At 62.7% G+C, this 19,437-nt stretch carries 18 protein-coding genes and 3 tRNA genes; 11 read left to right on the top strand and 10 right to left on the bottom strand.

What is annotated here, in order from left to right; all coding sequences use genetic code 11:
• Window positions 1–86 precede the first annotated feature (86 nt).
• Window positions 87–1,220, top strand: coding sequence for a carbohydrate ABC transporter permease (locus ACWTV1_RS06465; protein WP_498504573.1), 1,134 nt, complete (start codon window positions 87–89; stop codon window positions 1,218–1,220).
• Window positions 1,217–2,185 carry a carbohydrate ABC transporter permease gene (locus ACWTV1_RS06460; RefSeq protein ID WP_498504572.1) on the top strand — a complete coding sequence of 323 codons (969 nt, stop codon included), beginning with the start codon at window positions 1,217–1,219 and terminating at the stop codon, window positions 2,183–2,185. Before ACWTV1_RS06465 ends, ACWTV1_RS06460 begins: the two co-directional genes overlap by 4 nt.
• Before the next feature lie 40 nt (window positions 2,186–2,225).
• Here the strand turns inward: ACWTV1_RS06460 and ACWTV1_RS06455 are convergent, their stop codons facing one another.
• Window positions 2,226–3,104 (bottom strand): EamA family transporter, encoded by an 879-nt coding sequence (locus ACWTV1_RS06455; protein WP_498504571.1) that lies wholly within the window; start codon window positions 3,102–3,104, stop codon window positions 2,226–2,228.
• A gap of 62 nt (window positions 3,105–3,166) precedes the next feature.
• Between ACWTV1_RS06455 and recQ the strand changes: the two genes are divergently transcribed.
• From recQ to ACWTV1_RS06420, 7 genes are all read left to right on the top strand, one after another.
• Window positions 3,167–5,215 carry a DNA helicase RecQ gene (gene recQ / locus ACWTV1_RS06450; protein WP_498504570.1) on the top strand — a complete coding sequence of 683 codons (2,049 nt, stop codon included), beginning with the start codon at window positions 3,167–3,169 and terminating at the stop codon, window positions 5,213–5,215.
• A 38-nt stretch (window positions 5,216–5,253) separates the two neighbouring features.
• Window positions 5,254–6,207: a siderophore-interacting protein gene (locus tag ACWTV1_RS06445; RefSeq protein ID WP_498504569.1), complete on the top strand. Its 954-nt coding sequence runs from the start codon at window positions 5,254–5,256 to the stop codon at window positions 6,205–6,207.
• Between the two features lie 21 nt (window positions 6,208–6,228).
• Window positions 6,229–7,266, top strand: a complete 1,038-nt coding sequence (locus ACWTV1_RS06440) for a FecCD family ABC transporter permease (RefSeq protein ID WP_498504568.1) — start codon at window positions 6,229–6,231, stop codon at window positions 7,264–7,266.
• Complete coding sequence (locus ACWTV1_RS06435; protein WP_498504567.1) at window positions 7,263–8,255, top strand: FecCD family ABC transporter permease; 993 nt, start codon at window positions 7,263–7,265, stop codon at window positions 8,253–8,255. The genes ACWTV1_RS06440 and ACWTV1_RS06435 overlap by 4 nt, the downstream gene beginning before the upstream one ends.
• A gap of 44 nt (window positions 8,256–8,299) precedes the next feature.
• Window positions 8,300–9,085 (top strand): ABC transporter ATP-binding protein, encoded by a 786-nt coding sequence (locus tag ACWTV1_RS06430; protein ID WP_498505041.1) that lies wholly within the window; start codon window positions 8,300–8,302, stop codon window positions 9,083–9,085.
• 96 nt (window positions 9,086–9,181) lie between these two features.
• Window positions 9,182–10,192: an iron-siderophore ABC transporter substrate-binding protein gene (locus ACWTV1_RS06425; RefSeq protein ID WP_498504566.1), complete on the top strand. Its 1,011-nt coding sequence runs from the start codon at window positions 9,182–9,184 to the stop codon at window positions 10,190–10,192.
• Between the two features lie 282 nt (window positions 10,193–10,474).
• Window positions 10,475–11,542: an ABC transporter substrate-binding protein gene (locus tag ACWTV1_RS06420; RefSeq protein WP_498504565.1), complete on the top strand. Its 1,068-nt coding sequence runs from the start codon at window positions 10,475–10,477 to the stop codon at window positions 11,540–11,542.
• An 80-nt stretch (window positions 11,543–11,622) separates the two neighbouring features.
• Here the strand turns inward: ACWTV1_RS06420 and trxA are convergent, their stop codons facing one another.
• Window positions 11,623–12,024 carry a thioredoxin gene (gene trxA / locus ACWTV1_RS06415; RefSeq protein ID WP_100388069.1) on the bottom strand — a complete coding sequence of 134 codons (402 nt, stop codon included), beginning with the start codon at window positions 12,022–12,024 and terminating at the stop codon, window positions 11,623–11,625.
• Between the two features lie 198 nt (window positions 12,025–12,222).
• Between trxA and ACWTV1_RS06410 the strand changes: the two genes are divergently transcribed.
• Window positions 12,223–14,337, top strand: coding sequence for an acyl-CoA dehydrogenase family protein (locus tag ACWTV1_RS06410; RefSeq protein ID WP_498505040.1), 2,115 nt, complete (start codon window positions 12,223–12,225; stop codon window positions 14,335–14,337).
• 162 nt (window positions 14,338–14,499) lie between these two features.
• On the opposite strand, the gene ACWTV1_RS06405 is transcribed toward ACWTV1_RS06410, so the two are convergent.
• The 3 genes from ACWTV1_RS06405 to ACWTV1_RS06395 all read right to left on the bottom strand — a co-directional run bounded on the left by ACWTV1_RS06405 (window position 14,500) and on the right by ACWTV1_RS06395 (window position 16,645).
• A complete protein-coding gene (locus ACWTV1_RS06405; protein ID WP_498504564.1) occupies window positions 14,500–15,294 on the bottom strand; it encodes a TspO-related membrane protein in 795 nt (264 codons plus the stop codon).
• A gap of 153 nt (window positions 15,295–15,447) precedes the next feature.
• Window positions 15,448–15,582: a hypothetical protein gene (locus ACWTV1_RS06400; protein WP_268249126.1), complete on the bottom strand. Its 135-nt coding sequence runs from the start codon at window positions 15,580–15,582 to the stop codon at window positions 15,448–15,450.
• A 28-nt stretch (window positions 15,583–15,610) separates the two neighbouring features.
• The gene (locus tag ACWTV1_RS06395) at window positions 15,611–16,645 is read right to left on the bottom strand and encodes a formylglycine-generating enzyme family protein (RefSeq protein ID WP_498505039.1); all 1,035 of its coding nucleotides are present in this window, start codon (window positions 16,643–16,645) and stop codon (window positions 15,611–15,613) included.
• A 96-nt stretch (window positions 16,646–16,741) separates the two neighbouring features.
• Between ACWTV1_RS06395 and ypfJ the strand changes: the two genes are divergently transcribed.
• Window positions 16,742–17,608: a KPN_02809 family neutral zinc metallopeptidase gene (gene ypfJ / locus ACWTV1_RS06390; RefSeq protein WP_498504563.1), complete on the top strand. Its 867-nt coding sequence runs from the start codon at window positions 16,742–16,744 to the stop codon at window positions 17,606–17,608.
• Window positions 17,609–17,689: 81 nt separating this feature from the next.
• On the opposite strand, the gene ACWTV1_RS06385 is transcribed toward ypfJ, so the two are convergent.
• From ACWTV1_RS06385 to ACWTV1_RS06365, 5 genes are all read right to left on the bottom strand, one after another.
• Window positions 17,690–18,082: a hypothetical protein gene (locus tag ACWTV1_RS06385; RefSeq protein WP_498504562.1), complete on the bottom strand. Its 393-nt coding sequence runs from the start codon at window positions 18,080–18,082 to the stop codon at window positions 17,690–17,692.
• A gap of 111 nt (window positions 18,083–18,193) precedes the next feature.
• Window positions 18,194–18,634, bottom strand: coding sequence for a hypothetical protein (locus ACWTV1_RS06380; RefSeq protein ID WP_498504561.1), 441 nt, complete (start codon window positions 18,632–18,634; stop codon window positions 18,194–18,196).
• Window positions 18,635–19,013: 379 nt separating this feature from the next.
• Window positions 19,014–19,086: transfer RNA gene (locus ACWTV1_RS06375), tRNA-Phe, on the bottom strand.
• Window positions 19,087–19,165: 79 nt separating this feature from the next.
• Window positions 19,166–19,239 (bottom strand) — tRNA-Asp (locus ACWTV1_RS06370).
• A gap of 24 nt (window positions 19,240–19,263) precedes the next feature.
• A tRNA-Glu gene (locus ACWTV1_RS06365) sits at window positions 19,264–19,339 on the bottom strand.
• Between the last annotated feature and the right edge of the window lie 98 nt (window positions 19,340–19,437).

Genomic DNA, 19,437 nt, shown 5'->3' with positions numbered 1-19,437 from the left:
CCCCTCGTGACGATTCCTCGGTAGAGTCAACACAGCAGAATTGCCAGTGAAGTGATGAGTCCAGTGATGCACTCGAAAGGTCGCTAATGTCAGCTTTTCTCGCGTGGATATCCACGCTTCCCGCGCTCGCTCAGATTCCCCTCGTGCTGCTGGCGTTCTTCGCGGTCATCGCGCTGTTGATCTTCTTCATTGAGATCGCGCCCCGCAGTGGCCGTAAGTACACGATCATCCGTGCCGCGGCTTGCGTGCTCTTCCCGACCCTCATCTTCTTAGCGCTCGGCTCGGTCTACTGGGCCGCTGGCGCAGCAGCCGTGTTTGGCGGGCTGTTCTTCCTCCTGGACTACCGCTCGAAGCAAGGCGCCGGCTACCTCTTCCAGCTCGTCGGCTTCATGAGCCCGGCGATCTTCTTGCTCGCGATCGGCCTCATTTATCCGACGATCCAAACCACGATTCAGGCGTTCATGAATAGCCGCGGTACACGATTCGTGGGCCTCGAAAACTTCATTTGGATCTTCACTCAAGACACCGGCATCCGCACCGTTCTCAACACTGTCGTGTGGGTGCTGATCGTGCCAACGGTCTCCACCATCTTCGGCCTCGCCTATGCCGTCTTCATTGATAAGTCGCGCGGCGAGAAGATCTTCAAGATTCTCGTGTTCATGCCGATGGCTATCTCATTCGTGGGAGCGAGCATCATCTGGCGCTTCGTCTACGCGGTGCGCCCCGCAGACCAAGAGCAGATCGGTCTCCTCAATCAGATTGTGGTCTGGATGGGCGGGCAGCCGGTGGACTGGATCTCCAATTCACCATGGAACACTTTCTTTCTCATCGTCGTGCTCATTTGGATTCAGACCGGTTTCGCCATGGTGATCCTTTCGGCCGCTATCAAGGGGGTTCCCGCCGAGCAGCTTGAGGCTGCGGAGCTTGACGGAACCAATGCTTGGCAGCGCTTCATCAATGTCACGGTGCCGGGCATCCGCAGCTCGCTCGTCGTGGTGCTGACGACCATCTCTATTGCCTCGCTGAAAGTCTTCGACATTGTGCGCACCATGACCGCCGGCGCCAACGAGACCAGCGTTATCGCCAACGAGATGTATTCGCAGTGGCAGGGCTTTGAAGTCGGTAGGTCTGCGGCCTTCGCGGTGGTGCTGTTCATCATGGTGCTGCCGATTGTTATCTACAACGCGAGACAGATTGCTAAGCAGAGGGAGATCCGATGACCGCGACAGTGCCCGCGAAGCTTCCGCTGAACAAGAAGACCAAGAAGCAACTGGCCCGCGGCGAAAAGCAGGGCGCCGCCACCCGCACCAAGAAGCGGCTCACGAGTCGCGGTGCGACCATCGCCGCGCTCGTGATTGCCGTGCTGTGGACCACGCCGACCTTTGGTCTCTTCGTGTCGTCCCTTCGCCCGCCGGAGGAGATTCTCCGTAACGGCTGGTGGACGATCTTCCAAAACCCTGGCTTCACACTCAACAACTACACCGAGGTATTGGCGGCGGGAAACAGCACGCTGAACCTCGCGGGCGCTTTCATCAACTCGATCGCCATCACGTTGCCGGCCACGATCTTCCCGCTCGTGATCGCTAGCCTCGCGGCCTACGCTTTTGCGTGGATCAAGTTCCCCGGTCGCAACTGGATCTTCATTGGCGTTTTCGCGCTACAGATCGTGCCGCTGCAAATGGCGCTCGTGCCGCTGCTCAGCCTGTTCTCTCGTGGGCTTTCGATCGGAGACATCGAGTTGTTCTCGAGCCTCAGCGCCTCGAACTCCTATTCGCAGGTCTGGATCGCTCACACAATTTTCGCGCTCCCGCTGGCGATCTTCTTGCTCCACAACTTCGTTTCAGAGATTCCTTCCGAGCTCATTGAGGCAGCGAGAGTAGATGGCGCTGGCCACGGCCAAGTGTTCTTCCGCATCGTTCTCCCGCTCACGATGCCGGCAATCGCGTCGTTCGCGATCTTCCAGTTCCTGTGGGTCTGGAACGACCTCCTGGTGGCGTTGGTCTTCGCCGACGGCCGGGTCGCGCCGATGACCAAACTGCTGGCAGAGATCACCGGTAGCCGTGGTCAGGATTGGAACCTGCTCACCGCCGGTGCCTTCATCTCGATCCTCGTGCCGCTCATCGTGTTCTTCGCACTGCAGCGCTACTTCGTGCGTGGACTGCTCGCGGGCTCAACGAAGGGGTAGCCGGTCGAAGGGCCGAGCGGGCCAATGTCTTGGTGAGGCGCTAGCCGCCCACCACGAGCAGCACGCTCGCGGCGATGCCGAGCGCAATACCCACGTATTGCACGGGAGCAATGCGCTCGCGCAAAACGATGGCCGCCAGCAGCACCGTGCCGGCCGGGTAGAGCGCAGTGAGCACCGCAATGACCGAAAGGTCGCCGATGCGAACGCCCGTGATGATCGCCATGTTGGCCATCACATCGAGGGTGCCGCCGATCATGGCGAAGTAGAGTCCGCGACGCCAGAGGGATGAGCGGGCGGGAGCGGGCGCTCCGGCTCGTTTGCGCTTGGCGAGCGCTGCCAGCGCAAAGAACAAGCCGAACATGAGCAGCGCATTGACGACGCGGTTGCCGACAACGGGGATGATGCCGGAGTCGTCGGGAGCGGCATCCAGAATCACAAAGAACAGACCGATCGACGCACCCGCACCGACCGCCATGATCAGTGCTTTGGCGCTCGGGCGCACGGCGCCTTTCTCGGGCACGAAGCCGACGAGTACCACCGCGATGAGCGCGATCGGAATCGCAACGAGACCGAAGGCGCCGAGCGACTCTCCGCGCAGCAGGCCGACGGTCACCGGCACGATCGCCGACATCACCGCGGTCACGGGGGAGAGGATGCTCATGGGCCCAATTGCGAGGCAGGCGTAGAGCAGGCCGATCGCAAACGCGCTGTTGACGCCTGCGATCGCGCCGTAAAGAACAGCTTCGGTCGACCACACGGCGGGAACGAACGGAAAGATCAGCACCAGTGCGGCGAGGCCAGCAAGGGCTCCGACAGCGGTGGCCAAAATGGGGCTAATTCGCTTAGCAGCAATACCGCCGAAGAAGTCAGCGGCGCCGAAAGTGAGCGCGCTCGAGAGCCCAAGAAATACGGTGAACATGGCGCCTGTCGCTATGGGGACTAATCATGCCAATGGTAGTGGCTGCGCCTAGACTTCTCGGCATGGTGTCTGCCCAGTCTGTTCTTGAGTCCACGTTCGGTTACGACTCGTTCCGGGGGCAGCAGGGCGAGATTATCGACACGATCGTGCAGGGTCGTGATGCCCTTGTGCTCATGCCTACCGGTGGCGGCAAGTCGCTGTGTTACCAAATTCCCGCGCTCGTTCGCGAGGGTACTGGCGTTGTTATTTCCCCGCTGATCGCTTTGATGCAAGATCAAGTGGATGCCCTGGCCGCCGTGGGCGCCCGTGCTGAGTTCCTCAACTCCACCCAGTCCGCCGACGAGCGCAGTCGCGTCGAAAACGCGTACCGGGCTGGTGAGCTGGATCTTCTCTACCTCGCGCCCGAGCGCCTCCGCGTCTCGTCCACCGTCGACCTTCTCAAGCAGGGTCAGATCGGGCTCTTCGCCATCGACGAAGCGCACTGTGTGTCGCAGTGGGGCCACGACTTTCGCCCCGATTACTTGCAGCTCGATGTGTTGCATGACCTGTGGCCAAGCGTCCCGCGCATCGCGCTCACCGCGACGGCGACGGAAGCCACTCGCAAAGAGATCGCCCAGCGACTGAAGCTCACCGACGCTACGCAGTTCGTTTCTAGTTTTGACCGGCCCAACATCCAGTACCGCATTGAAGCGAAGGCGCAGCCGCTGCAGCAATTGCTCACGTTGCTCAACACCGAGCACTCGGGTGACGCGGGAATTGTGTACTGCCTATCGCGGGCCTCGGTCGAGAAGACGGCGCAGTTCTTGGTGGAGAACGGCATCCCCGCGCTGCCGTATCACGCGGGTCTCGACTCCAGAATTCGGGCCAGCAACCAGAGTCGTTTCTTGCGCGAAGAGGGCATGGTGATGGTCGCCACGATCGCCTTCGGCATGGGCATCGACAAGCCAGACGTGCGTTTCGTGGCGCACCTCGACCTGCCCAAGAGCGTTGAGGGCTACTACCAAGAAACGGGTCGTGCCGGCCGTGACGGTCTGCCTGCAACCGCATGGCTTGCTTACGGCCTGCAGGATGTCATGCAGCAGCGCCGCATGATCGATCAGTCGGGTGGCGACCTGGCCCACCGTCGCAACCTGAGCGCGCACCTCGATGCGATGCTCGCGCTGTGCGAAACCGTGGAGTGCCGCCGCGTGCAGTTGCTCGGCTACTTCGGTCAAGAGTCCACGGCGTGCGGTAACTGCGACACCTGCCTGTCTCCGCCCGAGTCGTGGGATGGCACTGTCGCGGCCCAAAAGCTAATGTCCACGATTGTGCGGTTGGAGCGCGAGCGCAACCAAAAGTTTGGGGCTGGGCACCTGGTCGACATCCTTATCGGCAAGACCACGCCGCGGGTTACGCAGCAACGCCACGATGATCTGGCGACTTTCGGCATCGGTTCGGATGTCTCGGAGCAAGACTGGCGCTCGGTCGTTCGCCAGTTGCTCGCGCAGTCATTGCTCACGGTGCAGGGGGAGTACGGCACGCTCGCGATTACGCCCGAGAGCGCATCGGTGTTGAGCGGCGGGCGCACGGTGAAGCTGCGCAAGGAAGCGCCGCGCAAGGCTCGCGGTTCGGGTGCTGGCGGCGGTGCCGCTAAGCGCAAGGTCATGACGGACCTGCCGGCCTCGGCAACCGACCTCTTCGAGAACCTGCGGTCGTGGCGTGCCGGTGTTGCGCGCGACAACGGTGTTCCCGCCTACGTGGTGTTCGCGGATGCCACGCTGCGCGGCATTGCCGTCACCAAACCAGAGTCGTTGGCTGAGCTCTCGGAGATCAGCGGTGTCGGCCAGAAGAAGCTCGACACCTACGGCGCTGCGGTGCTTGCGGTTGTGGCGGGCGGATCGGGTGAGCTCGAAGCCGGAAGTGGCGCGGCTGCCGGTGCCGTACCCGCGTTCGCGGCGGCTCCCGCCGCGCCGGCGCGTCAGTCGCGTCCGGCGACTGCACGCCCTGCGGCTTCGCGCCCGGCCGCGTCACGCCCGGCTCCGGCCACAGCAACCCCGGTTCCCGGCGACGAAGACGACATCCCGTTCTACTCGGATGACGACGCCCCCTACGACGGGCCACCTGAGTTCTAGACCTTTTCGCTTCAGGTTAGGTATGCCATACTTAGGCAATGCTTACCTTAGACCGCGAGATCGCGAAGGATGCCCGACCGGGCTATCGACCATTCGCCGCCCGCGTTGAGAGCATCCGCGAACTATCGCCCCACTTTAGGCGCGTCACCTTCACGGGCGCTGAGTTCGCGACCTTCGGCACTGACGGCTTCGACCAGCGCATCAAGATCGTTCTTCCGCTGCCGGGCATCGGTCTCAGCGACATCGGCGCTACCGATCCGCAGACGATTGCTGACGGTACCTGGTACGCCCGCTGGCGTGCGCTGCCCGACGAGGCGCGCAACCCGTTCCGCACCTACACGATTCGTGCCGTGCGCCCCGAGCTCCGCGAGCTCGATGTTGACATGGTCTTCCACGGCGCTAATGGCCCCGCTGGTCAGTGGCTGGCGAACGCGGCGGTCGGCGACGAGGTCATCATCGTCGGGCCCGACGCCGCGAGCATCCACTCGGGCATCGGCATCGACTGGCACCCCGGCCCCGCCCGCACCGTACTTCTCGCCGGCGACGAAACTTCTGCGCCCGCCATCTGCAGCATCCTCGAGCGCCTCGACCCCAGCGTGCAAGCTCACGCTTTCATCGAGATTCCGGATGCCGCAGACCAGCCGCCGCTGAGCCTCCCCAGCAATTGCCACGTCACGTGGCTACCGCGGGGAACGCAGCCCGCAGGCTCCGCGCTCGACCCCGCCGTTCGGGCGTGGACGAAAGCTAACGCGTCACTCGTGTTGCCCGCACTCGCGCCAGCGGCGCAACCACTCGGTGACATCGACGTGGATATCGAACTTCTCTGGGATTCGCCGGGCGAAGCATCCGGAACACACTTCTACGCGTGGCTCGCTGCCGAGGCCTGCGTCATCAAGATGCTGCGCCGTTTTCTCGTGAGCGAGACGGGCGTTGACCGCAAGCAGGTTGCGTTCATGGGGTACTGGCGTCTTGGCAAGTCCGAAGCGCAGTAGCTCGCACCACCACACCCGACCATGACCCAGACCGCCTCGGCTTCGCGTGCACGACTGAGCCTGCGCACCCAACGCTGGATCACTCTCGGCGCTGCCCTCGGTTTGCTCGCGATTGTGCTCGTGCTGAGTCTCGCGCTCGGCGCGCGCGGCGTCGAGTTTTCGCAGATCTGGCAAGCGCTGTTCGATCCCGAGACGGGCAACAATGACCAACTGGTGATTCGCGAACTGCGGTTGCCGCGCACGATCGTCGGTTTGCTCGCAGGGCTCTCGCTCGGAGTCGCCGGGGCTGTCATGCAGGGCGTCACCCGCAACCCGCTCGCCGACCCTGGGCTTCTCGGCGTCAACGCCGGGGCCTCGCTCGCCGTGGTCTTCGCGATCAGCGTGCTCTCGATCACTAACCCCACCGGCTACATCTGGTTCGCCTTCGCCGGAGCTGCGGGCGCTGCAGCCATTGTCTACGCGATCGGCTCCCTCGGCAGAGAAGGTGCAACACCGGTCAAGCTTGTGCTTGCCGGAACAGCGGTCACCGCCGGCATCACCTCCGTGATCTCTCTCGTGCTCATCTCCGACACCGACACCCTCAACACCTTCCGCTTCTGGTCCGTCGGATCGCTCGCCAGCCGCGACCTCGAAGCCGTGCGTCTCACGATCGGGTTCGTCATCGCTGGTGCGCTGCTCGCGATCATTTCGGGGCGGATGCTCAACCTCGTCGCCCTCGGAGACGACCTCGCTCGCGGCCTCGGCCAGCGGGTCTACGTTGCACGTGCGGTCGCCGCCGGAGCCGTTGTTCTACTCTGCGGATCCGCCACCGCGCTCGCCGGCCCCATCGTGTTCGTCGGCCTCGTGGTGCCGCACATCGTGCGCCCCTTCACGGGCCCCGACTACCGCTGGATCATCGCCGTCTCCGCGATCGTCGGCCCTAGCCTGCTGCTCATCGCCGACATTGTGGGGCGTCTAGTCGTCTCGCCGTCCGAACTCGAGGCTGGCCTCGTGGTGGCCATCATCGGTGCTCCCGTGATGATCGCGCTTGTGCGCCGAGTGAAGTTGGCCGGGCTGTGACCCGCACGCGGCGCATCTCAGGCGTCCTCATCCTTGTCTCCGTGGCGCTTGCTCTCGCCAGTATTGCGGTCGGGGCATATACGCTCTCGCTTCCCGACCTGCTCGTGACTCTTTTCGGCGGCGGCACGTCCTCTGACCAGTTCATCGTGTTCAAGCTGCGACTGCCACGGGTGCTGCTCGCGATTCTAGTGGCGGTCGCATTCGGGCTCGCCGGCGCGCTGTTTCAAAGCCTGTTGCGCAATGCGCTCGCGAGCCCCGACATCATCGGAATCAGTGGGGGAGCCAGCGTCGCGGCCGTCCTCAGCCTGCTCGTATTCGGCGCGACCGGTCTGATCGTCTCGCTCTCCGCCCTCGTCGGCGCTCTGCTCGTGGCGTTAACGATCTACCTGCTGTCGTGGCGCTCAGGAATGAACGGCATGCGATTCGTACTCATCGGGGTCGGCATCGCGTTCATGGCGCAATCCGTGATCGGCTATCTCATCACCCGCGGCGATGTGCGCGACGCGCAGCAAGCCCTCGTCTGGATGGTGGGCGGGCTCGGCGGTGCGAGCTGGGACGACATCCTCATCATGGCCGTCAGCCTTGCCATTTTGCTCCCCGCGGTGGCCGTTCTTGCCTCCAAGCTCCGGATGCTGCAGCTCGGCGATGATCTTGCTGCAGGTCTGGGGGTCTCGGTGCAACGATCGCGGCTTGCCCTCATCGTCGTGGCCGTCGCCCTCGTCGCTGTCGCGACAGCACTCGTGGGGCCGCTCGCCTTCGTCGCCTTCGTCTCGGCGCCGATCGCGCGCCGGATGGTGCGCGGGGGAGGCCTCGCGCTGGTGCCGAGTGCGCTCGTGGCGATCGTGCTCGTGCTCGGCGCCGACTTTGTTGCTCAACACTTGCTCACTGCGGGAACCCAAGTGCCGACGGGAATCGTCACCGGCATCGTGGGCGCCCCGTATCTGCTGTGGCTCATCTCCACCACTAACCGCGAAGGACGTGCATCGTGACCCAGACTGACGCACCCCCGGCAGACGCACCCCAGAACCGCCCGATCCACGTGCTGTGTGCCGAGAAGGTCACGCTCAACTACGGTGGCCGCGACATTGTGTCGAACTTGAGTGTCGAGATTCCCGACGGCAAGGTCACCGTGATTGTGGGCGCCAATGCCTGTGGCAAGTCGACACTGCTGCGCGGACTGTCGCGGTTGCTGCGACCAGCATCGGGCCACGTGACGCTTGATGGCCGCGACATCCACTCGGTGCCATCGAAGGAGATCGCGCAAGTGGTGGGTATCTTGCCGCAGTCGCCGATTGCGCCGGAGGGCATCACGGTCCGAGATCTCGTGGCTCGCGGGCGCTACCCGCATCAGGGCTGGTTTCAGCAGTGGTCAGCAGCGGATGAGGCAGCTGTCGAACACGCGCTCGAAGCGACCGACACCGCCCAGCTGGCAGCGCGACGCATCGAGGAACTTTCGGGAGGCCAGCGCCAGCGGGTTTGGATCGCGATGGCGCTGAGCCAGGATCCCGACATTCTGCTGCTCGACGAGCCCACTACGTTCTTGGATGTGCGCCACCAGCTCGACGCCCTCGATGTGCTCGCCGACCTCAATCGCGAACGTGGCACGACAATTGTCATGGTGTTGCACGAGCTCAGCTTGGCTGCCCGCTACGCCGACCACATGATCCTCATGTGCGAGGGCCGCATCATCGCGCAGGGCACTCCAGCTGAGGTGGTTACTGCCGAACGGATGCTCGAAGCCTTCGGGCTCGAAGCCCGCATCATCGACGACCCGGTGTCTGGTTCACCCATGGTGATTCCGCTGGGCAGGCGCTCGTAGGCGCCACTCGCCAACACCGCCTGCAGACCACGCTTGCATTAACTGGTTAGGCAAGCCTATCCTTACTATGCACCTACCGTCTGATCGAGGAGATCAATGTCACGCCGACCCCGCCTTGCCGCTCTCGCTGCTGCAACCGCCGCTCTTATCGCGCTGAGCGGTTGTGCCGCCTCAACGCCCGAAGGCGAAACGGACGCTCCCTCGGCATCCGACGCGTTCCCCGTCACGATCGAGCACGCTTTCGGCGAGACCCTAATCGAGAGCGAACCGCAGCGCGTACTCACCCTGGGTTGGGGTAGTGGCGATGTCGTTCTGGCCCTCGGCGTCGTGCCCGTCGGCATGGAAGCTCAAAACTACGGTGGTGACGAGAACGGCGTTCTTCCTTGGGCAGCGGATGCTCTCACCGAGCTGGGCGCAGAGACCCCGCTCATCTTCCCTGCCACCACGGATGCTCCCGCCTACGAGCAGATCGCGGAAGCCGCTCCCGACTTGATCCTCGCAACCTACTCGGGAATCACCGAGGAGCAGTACGAGCTTCTCAGCGAGATCGCGCCCGTTGTTGCTTACCCCGAACTGCCCTGGTCGACTCCGTGGCGCGATGTCATCAGCATCACCGGTACCGCCCTCGGCCAGTCAGCGGCAGCGGATGAAGTTCTGGCAGACATCGACGCTCTCGTCGCTGAGAAGGCGGCCGAGCATCCTGAATTCGAAGGCAAGACCGTCGCGGCCACCTTCGATGTGGGCGGAACTTTCTACGTCTACAAGCCCGCCGACCCCCGCGTGGAGTTCTTGCTCGACCTCGGTCTCGAGAACGCGCCCGCCGTTGACGCTCTCTCGAACGGTGACTCCACCTTCTTCTACACGCTCAGCTACGAGAAGCTCGATGAGCTCGACAGCGATCTGCTGATTGCCTACGCCGAGACCGAAGAAGTCGGCGATATTTTCGCCGCTCAGCCGTACGCGCAGAGCATCCCGGCCGTCGCTAACGGTGGCCTCGTTGCCGTCAATGGTGCATCGCTCGTCGCCTCGGTATCGCCTCCCACGGCGCTCTCGCTGCCCTGGGGAATCGACAGCTTCGTGGATGCGATTGCTGGCGCTCTGAAGTAGGGGCCCCGCGAATCATCGCTCGAAAGCGGCCACCGATGTCAACGTCGGTGGCCGCTTTTTGTGTCGCTCGGGGGTGCCCAACCACGTGCGCTTTCGGAGGCGGTGGGTTCAGCGCCGCCCCCACGTGCAGAACCTAGCCAATGGCGTGAACTGATAGCTAGCTAGGCAATTCGACCACCCCTGGATAACGATCAGGCCAACCTTTGAGACCAGAAGGGTAGGTAGGCGCCTCGCTCGTTACCGTGAAGTGAGAATTCGCTCACTTTTCGTTAGGGGATGCAGATGTCTACAGTGTTGAGAAGAACAGTGTCCATCGCTGCGGTAGGGGTAACGGCGCTCGTAGTGCTCGGCGCTTGCAGCCCGCCCGCAGAGCCCGAACCTACGGCCGCACCAGCGGGTGGGCCCGCTCCCACGGAGACGGCTGCGCCCGCGTTCCCCACTACGGTCGTGCACTCAGGGGGTGAAACCACGCTCGAAGTAGCGCCGGAACGCATCTTCACCTTCGGCGCTGAGCAGACGGATTCGCTCCTAGCGCTGGGGATTGCGCCGGTCGCCTCCGGCGGCGGATCGCTTGGTCCTTGGCGGGAGGAAGCGATCGGCTCGCTCGGTGTCGGCGCGGTGCCGACCATCGATCCTCTCGACGGTGACTCTCTTGCCGATGTGGAAGCAGTCTCGCCAGACGTTGTCGTCACGGCGCTGCCTTTTCATCCGTTCGACATGGATCCGACGTCATGGCTTGCCTTTTATGTTGATCTGCCTGAGGTAGCCCCGACGATCCGTCCACCTCTTTCAGCCCTCGACTCTCCATCGTTCAGCTCTTCGAACTCGTGGCGCGAAACCCTCCTCCAGATGGGGCAGATTGTTGGTCACGTGCCTGAGGCTGAGGCTCACCTAGCGTCTATCGACGATTCGTTGGCGGCGCACGCTGCGGCGCATCCTGAGTTCGCAGGAAAGACCATCGCGGTCATCTCGCCGCAAGGAGGCTCTGTTGCCTACAGTAAATCCAACACTGCGGTCGCGGCTCTCCTCGAGCGACTCGGTTTCACTTACGCCGATGACTCAACTGTCGCCTACAACTCAGAATCGGACAACGGCAAGGTGTACTACTTGTGGGCCGACGATGTCGAACAGCTTGACACCGATGTGCTGATTTATATCGGGGACCCGGTCGGTGCGCCCTATTGGGTAACGTTCGTTGAAGCGAGTGCTACGGGGGCTGACGGGGTCATTCACTATCCGGGATTCCTCGATGAGCCGACTCTGGGCATGTTCGCGCCCACTGCGCTCTCCGTGCCGTGGGCAGTCGATGCTTTCGTGACAGATCTGGCTGCGTCGATTGGTGCTCCGTAGGCGGCCTTAGTTCACGCACAGAAAAGGCCCCGCCAACATAGCGCCGGCGGGGCCTTTGTGGTCTGCGGTGGTGCTACCGGCTAGTGCGAGTGCTCGGTGGGAGCTTCGCCAGCTTCGGCGGCAGCCTGCTGAGCAGCAACCTGCTTGTGAACCTCGACCATGTCCAGGTTCTTAGCACCTTCGATGACCTGCTCGAGAGCAGGTGCGGGAAGAGCGCCAGGCTGCGAGAAAACGAGTACGCCTTCGCGGAAAACCATGAGCGTTGGAATCGAGGTGATTCCGGCAGCGCCCGCGAGTTCCTGCTGGTCTTCGGTGTCTACCTTGCCGAACGTGATGTCCGGGTGGGCTTCGCTTGCGGCTTCAAAGATGGGCCCGAACTGCTTACAGGGACCGCACCATTCAGCCCAGAAATCTACAAGCGTGATTCCGTCTTTAGTGACCGCCTGGCCAAAGTCTTCTGAGGTGAGAGTGATTGTCGACATAGTTACATCCTTTCACGGAGCCCAACAACGGCAACTGAATAATGATTCCCACAACGCTATGGCGGCTGTTTTGCGTTTATGCACAAAGGGATGCGGTGGGTCTGGCATTCACTTGGTTGACCGTGAACGAGACACTTTGCGGCCACGGGCAACGCTCGTAACGTGACAATCACCGAACTTTCACGAATCGAGATAGCCATGACCCAGGTTCACGACCACACGGCGACCGACGAGGCGCCGCAGTCATCCACCGCAGCCCCTGACGCCGCAACTTCCCCCGCCGCAACGACAGAAGCCGCCCCCGCCATCAACGTTGAGTGGTTGGGCGAATACCTGTTGGGCAAGTGGGCGAAGGAGCGCAAAGAGTCGCGCACCCTGATGTCGAACCCCGAGTTCCACCGCGTCGACGGTCTCTCCATGGAAGACCACCGCGAGCGTGTGCTGCACCAGCTCTCGCTTCTCGTGGAGAACAAAGCCGTTCACCGCGCGTTCCCGATTGAGCTCGGCGGCGACGACAACCACGGTGGAAACATCGCCGCATTCGAAGAAACCGTTCTGGCCGACCCGTCACTGCAGATCAAGTCGGGCGTGCAGTGGGGCCTCTTTGGTTCTGCCGTCGTGCACCTCGGCACGAAAGAGCACCACGACAAGTGGCTGCCCGACATCATGAGCCTCAAGACTCCCGGCGCCTTCGCGATGACCGAGATCGGTCACGGTTCGGATGTCGCGAGCATCGCCACAACCGCGACCTACGACGCCGACACCGATGAGTTCGTCATCAACACCCCGTTCCGTGCCGCGTGGAAGGAATACCTCGGCAACGCAGCGCTCCACGGTAAGGCAGCAACGGTCTTCGCTCAGCTCATCACCAAAGACGTCAACCACGGCGTTCACGCGTTCTACGTTCCGCTGCGCGACGACAACGGCCCGCTCCCCGGAATCTCGACCGAAGACGATGGCCTCAAGGGCGGTCTGAACGGTATTGACAACGGCCGCCTTCACTTCGACCACGTTCGCGTTCCTCGCACCAACCTCCTCAACCGCTACGGCAACGTTGACGAGAACGGTGACTACACCTCCGACATCGACAGCCCCGGGCGTCGCTTCTTCACGATGCTCGGCACGCTCGTTCAGGGCCGTGTTTCGCTCGATGGTGCCGCGGTGCTCGCAAGCAAGCTGGCCTTGAACATCGCCATCAAGTACGGCTCGGAACGCCGCCAGTTCACGGCATCCAGCAACACCAACGAAGAAGTGATTCTGGACTACCAGCGTCACCAACGTCGACTGCTGCCGCGCTTGGCTCAGACCTACGCGATGTCGTTCGCGCACGAGGAGTTCCTCGAGAAGTTCGACGGAGTTTTCTCGGGCCGCACCGACACCGATGCTGACCGTCAAGACCTCGAAACGATCGCCGCTGCGCTCAAGCCGCTCAGCACGTGGGCCGCGCTCGACACCCTGCAAGAGGCTCGCGAGGCCTGTGGTGGCTCCGGCTTCATGGCCGAAAACCGCCTCACGCAGATGCGCGCCGACCTCGACATCTACGCCACCTTCGAGGGCGACAACAACGTGCTGCTCCAGCTCGTCGCCAAGCGACTGCTCACCGACTACTCGCGCAAGTTTGCGGGGGCGGATGCTGGCGCCATGGCTCAATACGTCGCCGACCAGGTCAACGAGGCTGCCGTCAACCGCACGGGTCTTCGCCGCTTCGCCCAGAACGTGGTGGATTTCGGTTCCACTGCCCGTTCGATCGGTTACGTGCGCGACACCGACTCCCAGCGCCAGCTGCTCACCGATCGCGTCGAAACGATGGTGGCGGATGTCGCCGGCAAGTTGCGATCAGCCAGCAAGCTTCCTCAGGCTGAGGCTGCCGCTCTCTTCAACAGTCACCAGAATCAGCTCATCATGACGGCTCAGGCGCATGCCGAGCTGCTGCAGTGGGAGGCGTTCACTCGCGCCCTCGAGAAGATCGAAGACAAAGACACCGCTCAGGTCATGATCTGGTTGCGTGACCTCTTCGGTTTCTCGCTCATCGAGAAGAACCTCGCGTGGTACCTCATGCACGGTCGCATCTCCACTAACCGCGCGCAGGCAATCACCGACTACATCGACGACCGCCTGCTGCCGCGCTTGCGTCCGCAGGCTCTGGATCTCGTGGCCGCGTTCGGTCTGACCGACGAGCTGGTGCGCGCACCGATTGCCTCGGGTATCGAAGCGAAGCGCCAGAACGAGGCTCGCGACTACTACGCCGCGCGCCGCGCCTCGGGCGAAGAGCCCGTGCACGAGAAAGACCTGAAACAGAAGAAGCGCCGCTAAACACGCCGAACAACAAGGCTGGTGCTCCGCGTTGTGCGGGGCACCAGCCTTGTCTGTGTCTGTGTCTGTGTCTGTGTCTGTCTGTGTCTGTGTCTGTGTCTGTGTCTCGCGGGTGAACTGCCGACTACAGCATTCGGCGCGCTGACGCCTAGAAGTCGTTCACTAGGCTTTCTGTTCGGCTCGCAATTGAGCGATGGCGAACACGGCCGCGCTCGTCAGCACCGCAGCGACAGCGATGATGGCAGCGATCGCGGTGGGCTGCGAAATGAGGTCCCCCGTAAGGCGGGCGACCGCGAGCCACGCGAGTCCCCAGCTGAGCGAGAGCGCCGGAGCGAAGTGGGTGCGGCCGCGAGCAGCGAGCGCGACTCCGGCAGCGCCGGCGACCGCGACGACGATGATGCCCCAGACATCTTGCGAGATTCCAAAGCCGTCAAAGCCGATGGCGTTCAACCATGCTGCGATGTTCGCGGCGGTGGCAACGCACACCCAGCCGAGGTAGAGGCCGATGGTGCCGTCAGTGATGATGGCATCCACCGCACCTGCTGCAGGCAGCTTCACGGTAATGAGGTAAGCCCGAATGAGCACGAGCAGCAGAAGGATGATGACGGGCACGCTGAGGGTGAGCATGTCGAACTGGATGGAGAGGATCCACGCGGCGTTCAGCACGAGCGAGGCGGCCACCCAGTAGCCGACGCGGCGGTGCAGTTCGGTGTTGGTCTGTTTGGGGAGCATCTGCCAGACGGCGTAGGCCACGAGACCAAAGTAGATGACGCTCCAGATAGTGAAAGCAGAGCCGGCCGGTGCGATCACGGTGGCATCAGCACTGAGTGCTCCGCCGGCGACTTCTTGAACGGGAGTTCCGCCGTACGCTCCGGAACCGACGAAGGCTCCGATGAGGGCGAAGGTCGCGCTCGCCGCAACCGTGATCTGGCGGACTACATCTCTGGATTCGCGCATTACGTTCTCCTTAGGTTGAGTGCCAGCCTAGAACTCCCTGAGAGGAGTTAACCTAAGAATCGCTGAGATGTGGGTGTCGCTCAGGTGTAGAAGTGAGCGCGGTGGAGCCGAGCGCGCGAGCGCCGAGTTCGACCGCGCGGCGTAGCGACGCCTTTAGTGGGTGAGGCCGCCGAGCAGACTGGGCACCGCGAGGTTCACGAGCAGGATGACGCCGGTGAGGGCAACGATGACGCCCATAACAACGAGTACGGCCTTGCCCAGAACGGTGACGAGGGAAATGAAGTTCATGCCTCAAGGTTACCGCAGTGCCCTCTCGCTAGAGCGAAACGGTGCGGAATCCCGCGTTGCCCATCGATGAGTCTGGCGTGTTCTGCGAGCGGGCCGAGTTGCGGTACCGGTTGCAGTACGAGATGTGGCACAGGTAGCTGCCGCCGCGCAGCACGCGAACGGTTCCGTCGCGCGGGCCGCCGGGGTTCGCAGTAGGGGAGTCGGCCGAAAGCGTCGCGTAGTAGTTGGCGTCGTACCAGTCGGCGCACCACTCCCACACGTTGCCGACGGTTTGGAAGAGTCCGAAGCCGTTGGGCTCGAAGCTTCGCACGGGCGCGGTGGTGAGATAGCCGTCGTCGAGAGTGTTGGTGCGGGGAAACTCACCCTGGAAGATGTTGGTGCGCCAGCCGCCGGCATCCATCTCCTCGTTGCCCCACGGATACTTGGTCTGATCGAGGCCGCCGCGCGAGGCATACTCCCACTCGGCTTCGGTGGGTAGGCGTCGGCCCGCCCACGCGCAATAGGCTTGCGCGTCGTTGAAGCTGATGTGCACGACTGGATGATCGCCCAGCCCGTCAATCGAAGAGTCACGACCACCGGGGTGCTTCCAATCGGCGCCATTCACCCCGAGCCACCACGGAGCGCCTGCAGCACGCCCCATAATGTCCTCCTCGGGAGCGGCGACGGCGAGATGGAAAACTGCCGAATTACCGAACGTTTCTGCCTCGGTGAGGTAGCCCGTGGCATCCACGAACCGGGCGAAGTCGTCGTTCGTCACACTCGTGACATCGATAGAGAACGCGGCCAAGAAAACCGGATGCTGCGGCACTTCGCCATCGGCGGCGTTGCGGTCGCCCGACGAGTCGCCCATCACGAACGTGCCGGCGGCAAGGTGCGCTTGCTCGATGAGGTGCTCGCCTGAACCGGGCGTTACTGAGCCTGCAGCGGATGCGGATGCCGATGCATCGAGTGCGGCAGGTGCTACCGGTGCCGCGGAGAGCGGCATACCAAGGGGTGCCGCCGCGCTGCGTTGTGGGGTGCAGGTGCAGGCGTCTCCGCAACTCGAACGTGGGGATCGCCCCAGTCTATTTGTGGAGGGCGGCACCGCGAGCGCCGAGCGACTCGGCACGACTCGGCACGACTCGGCGCGATCGTCAGATCTCGGTAGTAAAGTCAGCCTGTGACGTTCAACGACAATGCTCGAATCGATCCCAATAAGGTCTCTCGCCGCGGCCGCAGCACCGGAATCGCGGTGGGTGGTGGCAGCACCCTGCTCGTGGTGGGTCTCTTCATCGCGTCCCAATTTCTTGGTATCGACCTGACGGGGCTTGCCGGTGGCGGCACCGCGGGCACCGAGCAGCAACAGGGCAAATCGCTGTCGCAGTGCACCACTGCCGAAGCGGCCAACAGCGACATTGATTGCCGCATCGCTGGTGCCGCCGACTCGCTGGACACGTACTGGGCCACTCAGATAGACGGCTATCGCACGACCAACGTTGTGCTCTTCACCGGTCAAACGAACACCGGCTGCGGCGGGGCTACGAGCGCGAGCGGCCCCTTCTATTGCCCGCCCGACGAGACGATCTACGTTGACACTGCGTTCTATGACGACTTGCGCACTCGCTTCGGTTCCACCGGCGGTCCCCTCGCCGAAATGTACGTGATTGCTCACGAATGGGCTCATCACATTCAGAACTCCACCGGCATCATGGAAGGGCTTGACCGTCAAACGTCAGGACCGTCGTCTGATTCGGTGCGGCTCGAATTGCAGGCCGACTGCTTTGCTGGTGCTTGGGTGGGCGCGGCATCCACCATCACAACCGATGACGGTGTTACTTTTCTCGATCCGGTGACCGATGCCCAAATCGCGGATGCTCTCAGCGCAGCCTCTGCGGTCGGCGACGATCGCATCCAGGAGTCAACGCAGGGTCAAGTAACTCCCGAGACGTGGACGCACGGCTCGAGCGATAAGCGTCAGCAGTGGTTCACGACCGGGCTCGAGGGCGGGCCCAACGCCTGCAACCTGTTCGAGGTCGCGACTCCGTAAGGGTCTCGGCGAGGTCTGCTCTCGTGACGGCAACCTGGCGGCCTTCCTCACGCGGGGCCGCGATCGATCCCTGCGGGGTGCCTAGGGGCGCGTTTCGGGAGCGCGCGACGGGGGCGTGAGCTGAAACACGCCGTACGCCGCGATGGCGGTGAGAAGGATGTTGGCCCAATCAGCGTTGAACGAATCGTTGGGCAGATACTGCTCTAGAAACGCGGACAAGCTGCGGATGGCGATGCTCCAGATGCTGAGGGTGAGAAACGCTCTGCGCGCCCATCCTTGGCCACGCTTGAGCAAAATCAGCAGGCCGAAGTTGAAGATGCCAGCCATGACGAGCGAGACACTTGCGTCGGACGCGGGGAACAAGCTCCACACCACCGCAATGGATTGCGCGACGATCGCAACGGTGAGCCAAGGAAAGTCTGGCTGGTCGTCAATAACCGGTTCAGCGCTCGCCTCGGGGATCTGTTCAGTCACTCTCAAATCTTTCCATGAGAACTCGCGATCGCGAGCTCGCGAAGATGCCCCAAGTCGAGGGTCGGCGCGGCAGCCGCAGCCGCTTTTGCGAGCTGGTGAAATTTCGCTGGCTCAGTGAGGTGATGGGGTGTTGTCGGGAGTGCGCTGCGACTCAGGAAAAAGCAACGCGAAGACCTCGCTGGTGAGGTACTTAGGAAAAGCCAACGCTAAATCGCCGGCACCCGTCGAAACTGCGAAGTGCGCCGAGTCTGCCCACGCTGGGGTGGTGCCGAAGCGGGGATCCCCGTCAATCGGCTTCACAGAGAGCACGGGAACCGTGCGATTGCCAACAATTCCCGTGGTTGGGGAGAACTTCAACTGGCGATCGGCGATCTCACCGACGCCAAAGCTCCACTCGGTTCCGATGTTAAGAACGCGGCCATCCAGCGCTCGAATCGCGCACATCACTTTCTGGGCACCAAGAAGCCGGCGATCACGCGCTCGGTGGTTCATCGGGTTCACCGGTAGCCACGCGGCGAAGAGTAGAACCAGAAACTCGAGGAGTGCGCTCACTGCGTAGGGGCTCCTCACGCTGGTCTCTGCGGCGAGCGTTTTCGCTTCCGTGGGAACAGAGCGTACTCAGATTTCGCCTCTATGGATACGTTGCTCACGCCTGCCTTCGAAAACTCAGGAGATTCGCGAACACCCGCATGCAGATCTCAGAGGAAACCTGGGCTTGTCGGGAGCTCGTTCCGGGATCTCCTGAATTTCCGTAGGGTTAATCGAAAAGCAGAAGGCTAGCCAGGGAGCAGGGAGCAGGGAGCAGGGAGCAGGGAACGGGGAGCGGGGAGCGCGGCAGGATGAAAGCAAAAGCTGAGTCCGAGTCGGGCGCGGAAGCCCGCGAGGGCAAAAAAATGACCCTCGCCCGGTAGAAGCCCGGGAAAGGGTCAAGTGGCTCCGACGGGCGTCGATCCCGTGACCTCACGATTTTCAGTCGTGCGCTCTACCAACTGAGCTACAGAGCCGTAAGAGTTTCCTCCTACGCGCAAAGGTTTCCCCTTGCTACAGAAAAAGCCCCTCCTTGCGAAGAGGCTTTCTGTTTTGCGACCCTGACCGGACTTGAACCGGCGACCTCCGCCGTGACAGGGCGGCGCGCTAACCAACTGCGCTACAGGGCCAAGCTATTAAATTCTGTGTGTGTCTGGTGACCCCAACGGGATTCGAACCCGTGCTGCCGCCGTGAAAGGGCGGTGTCCTAGGCCACTAAACGATGGGGCCTCGAAGTCACAGAACTTCTTAGCTACCGAGGGAAAAGCATACGGTGCGTTTCGCGATTTACCAAACTGAGAAGCAAACTGCCTGATATTTCTCGAAGC

The sequence above is a fragment of the Salinibacterium sp. VpJ6 genome, assembly GCF_059767345.1.
Note: the sequence above shows the minus strand (reverse complement) of the source record. Positions and strands in the feature narration are given on the sequence as shown.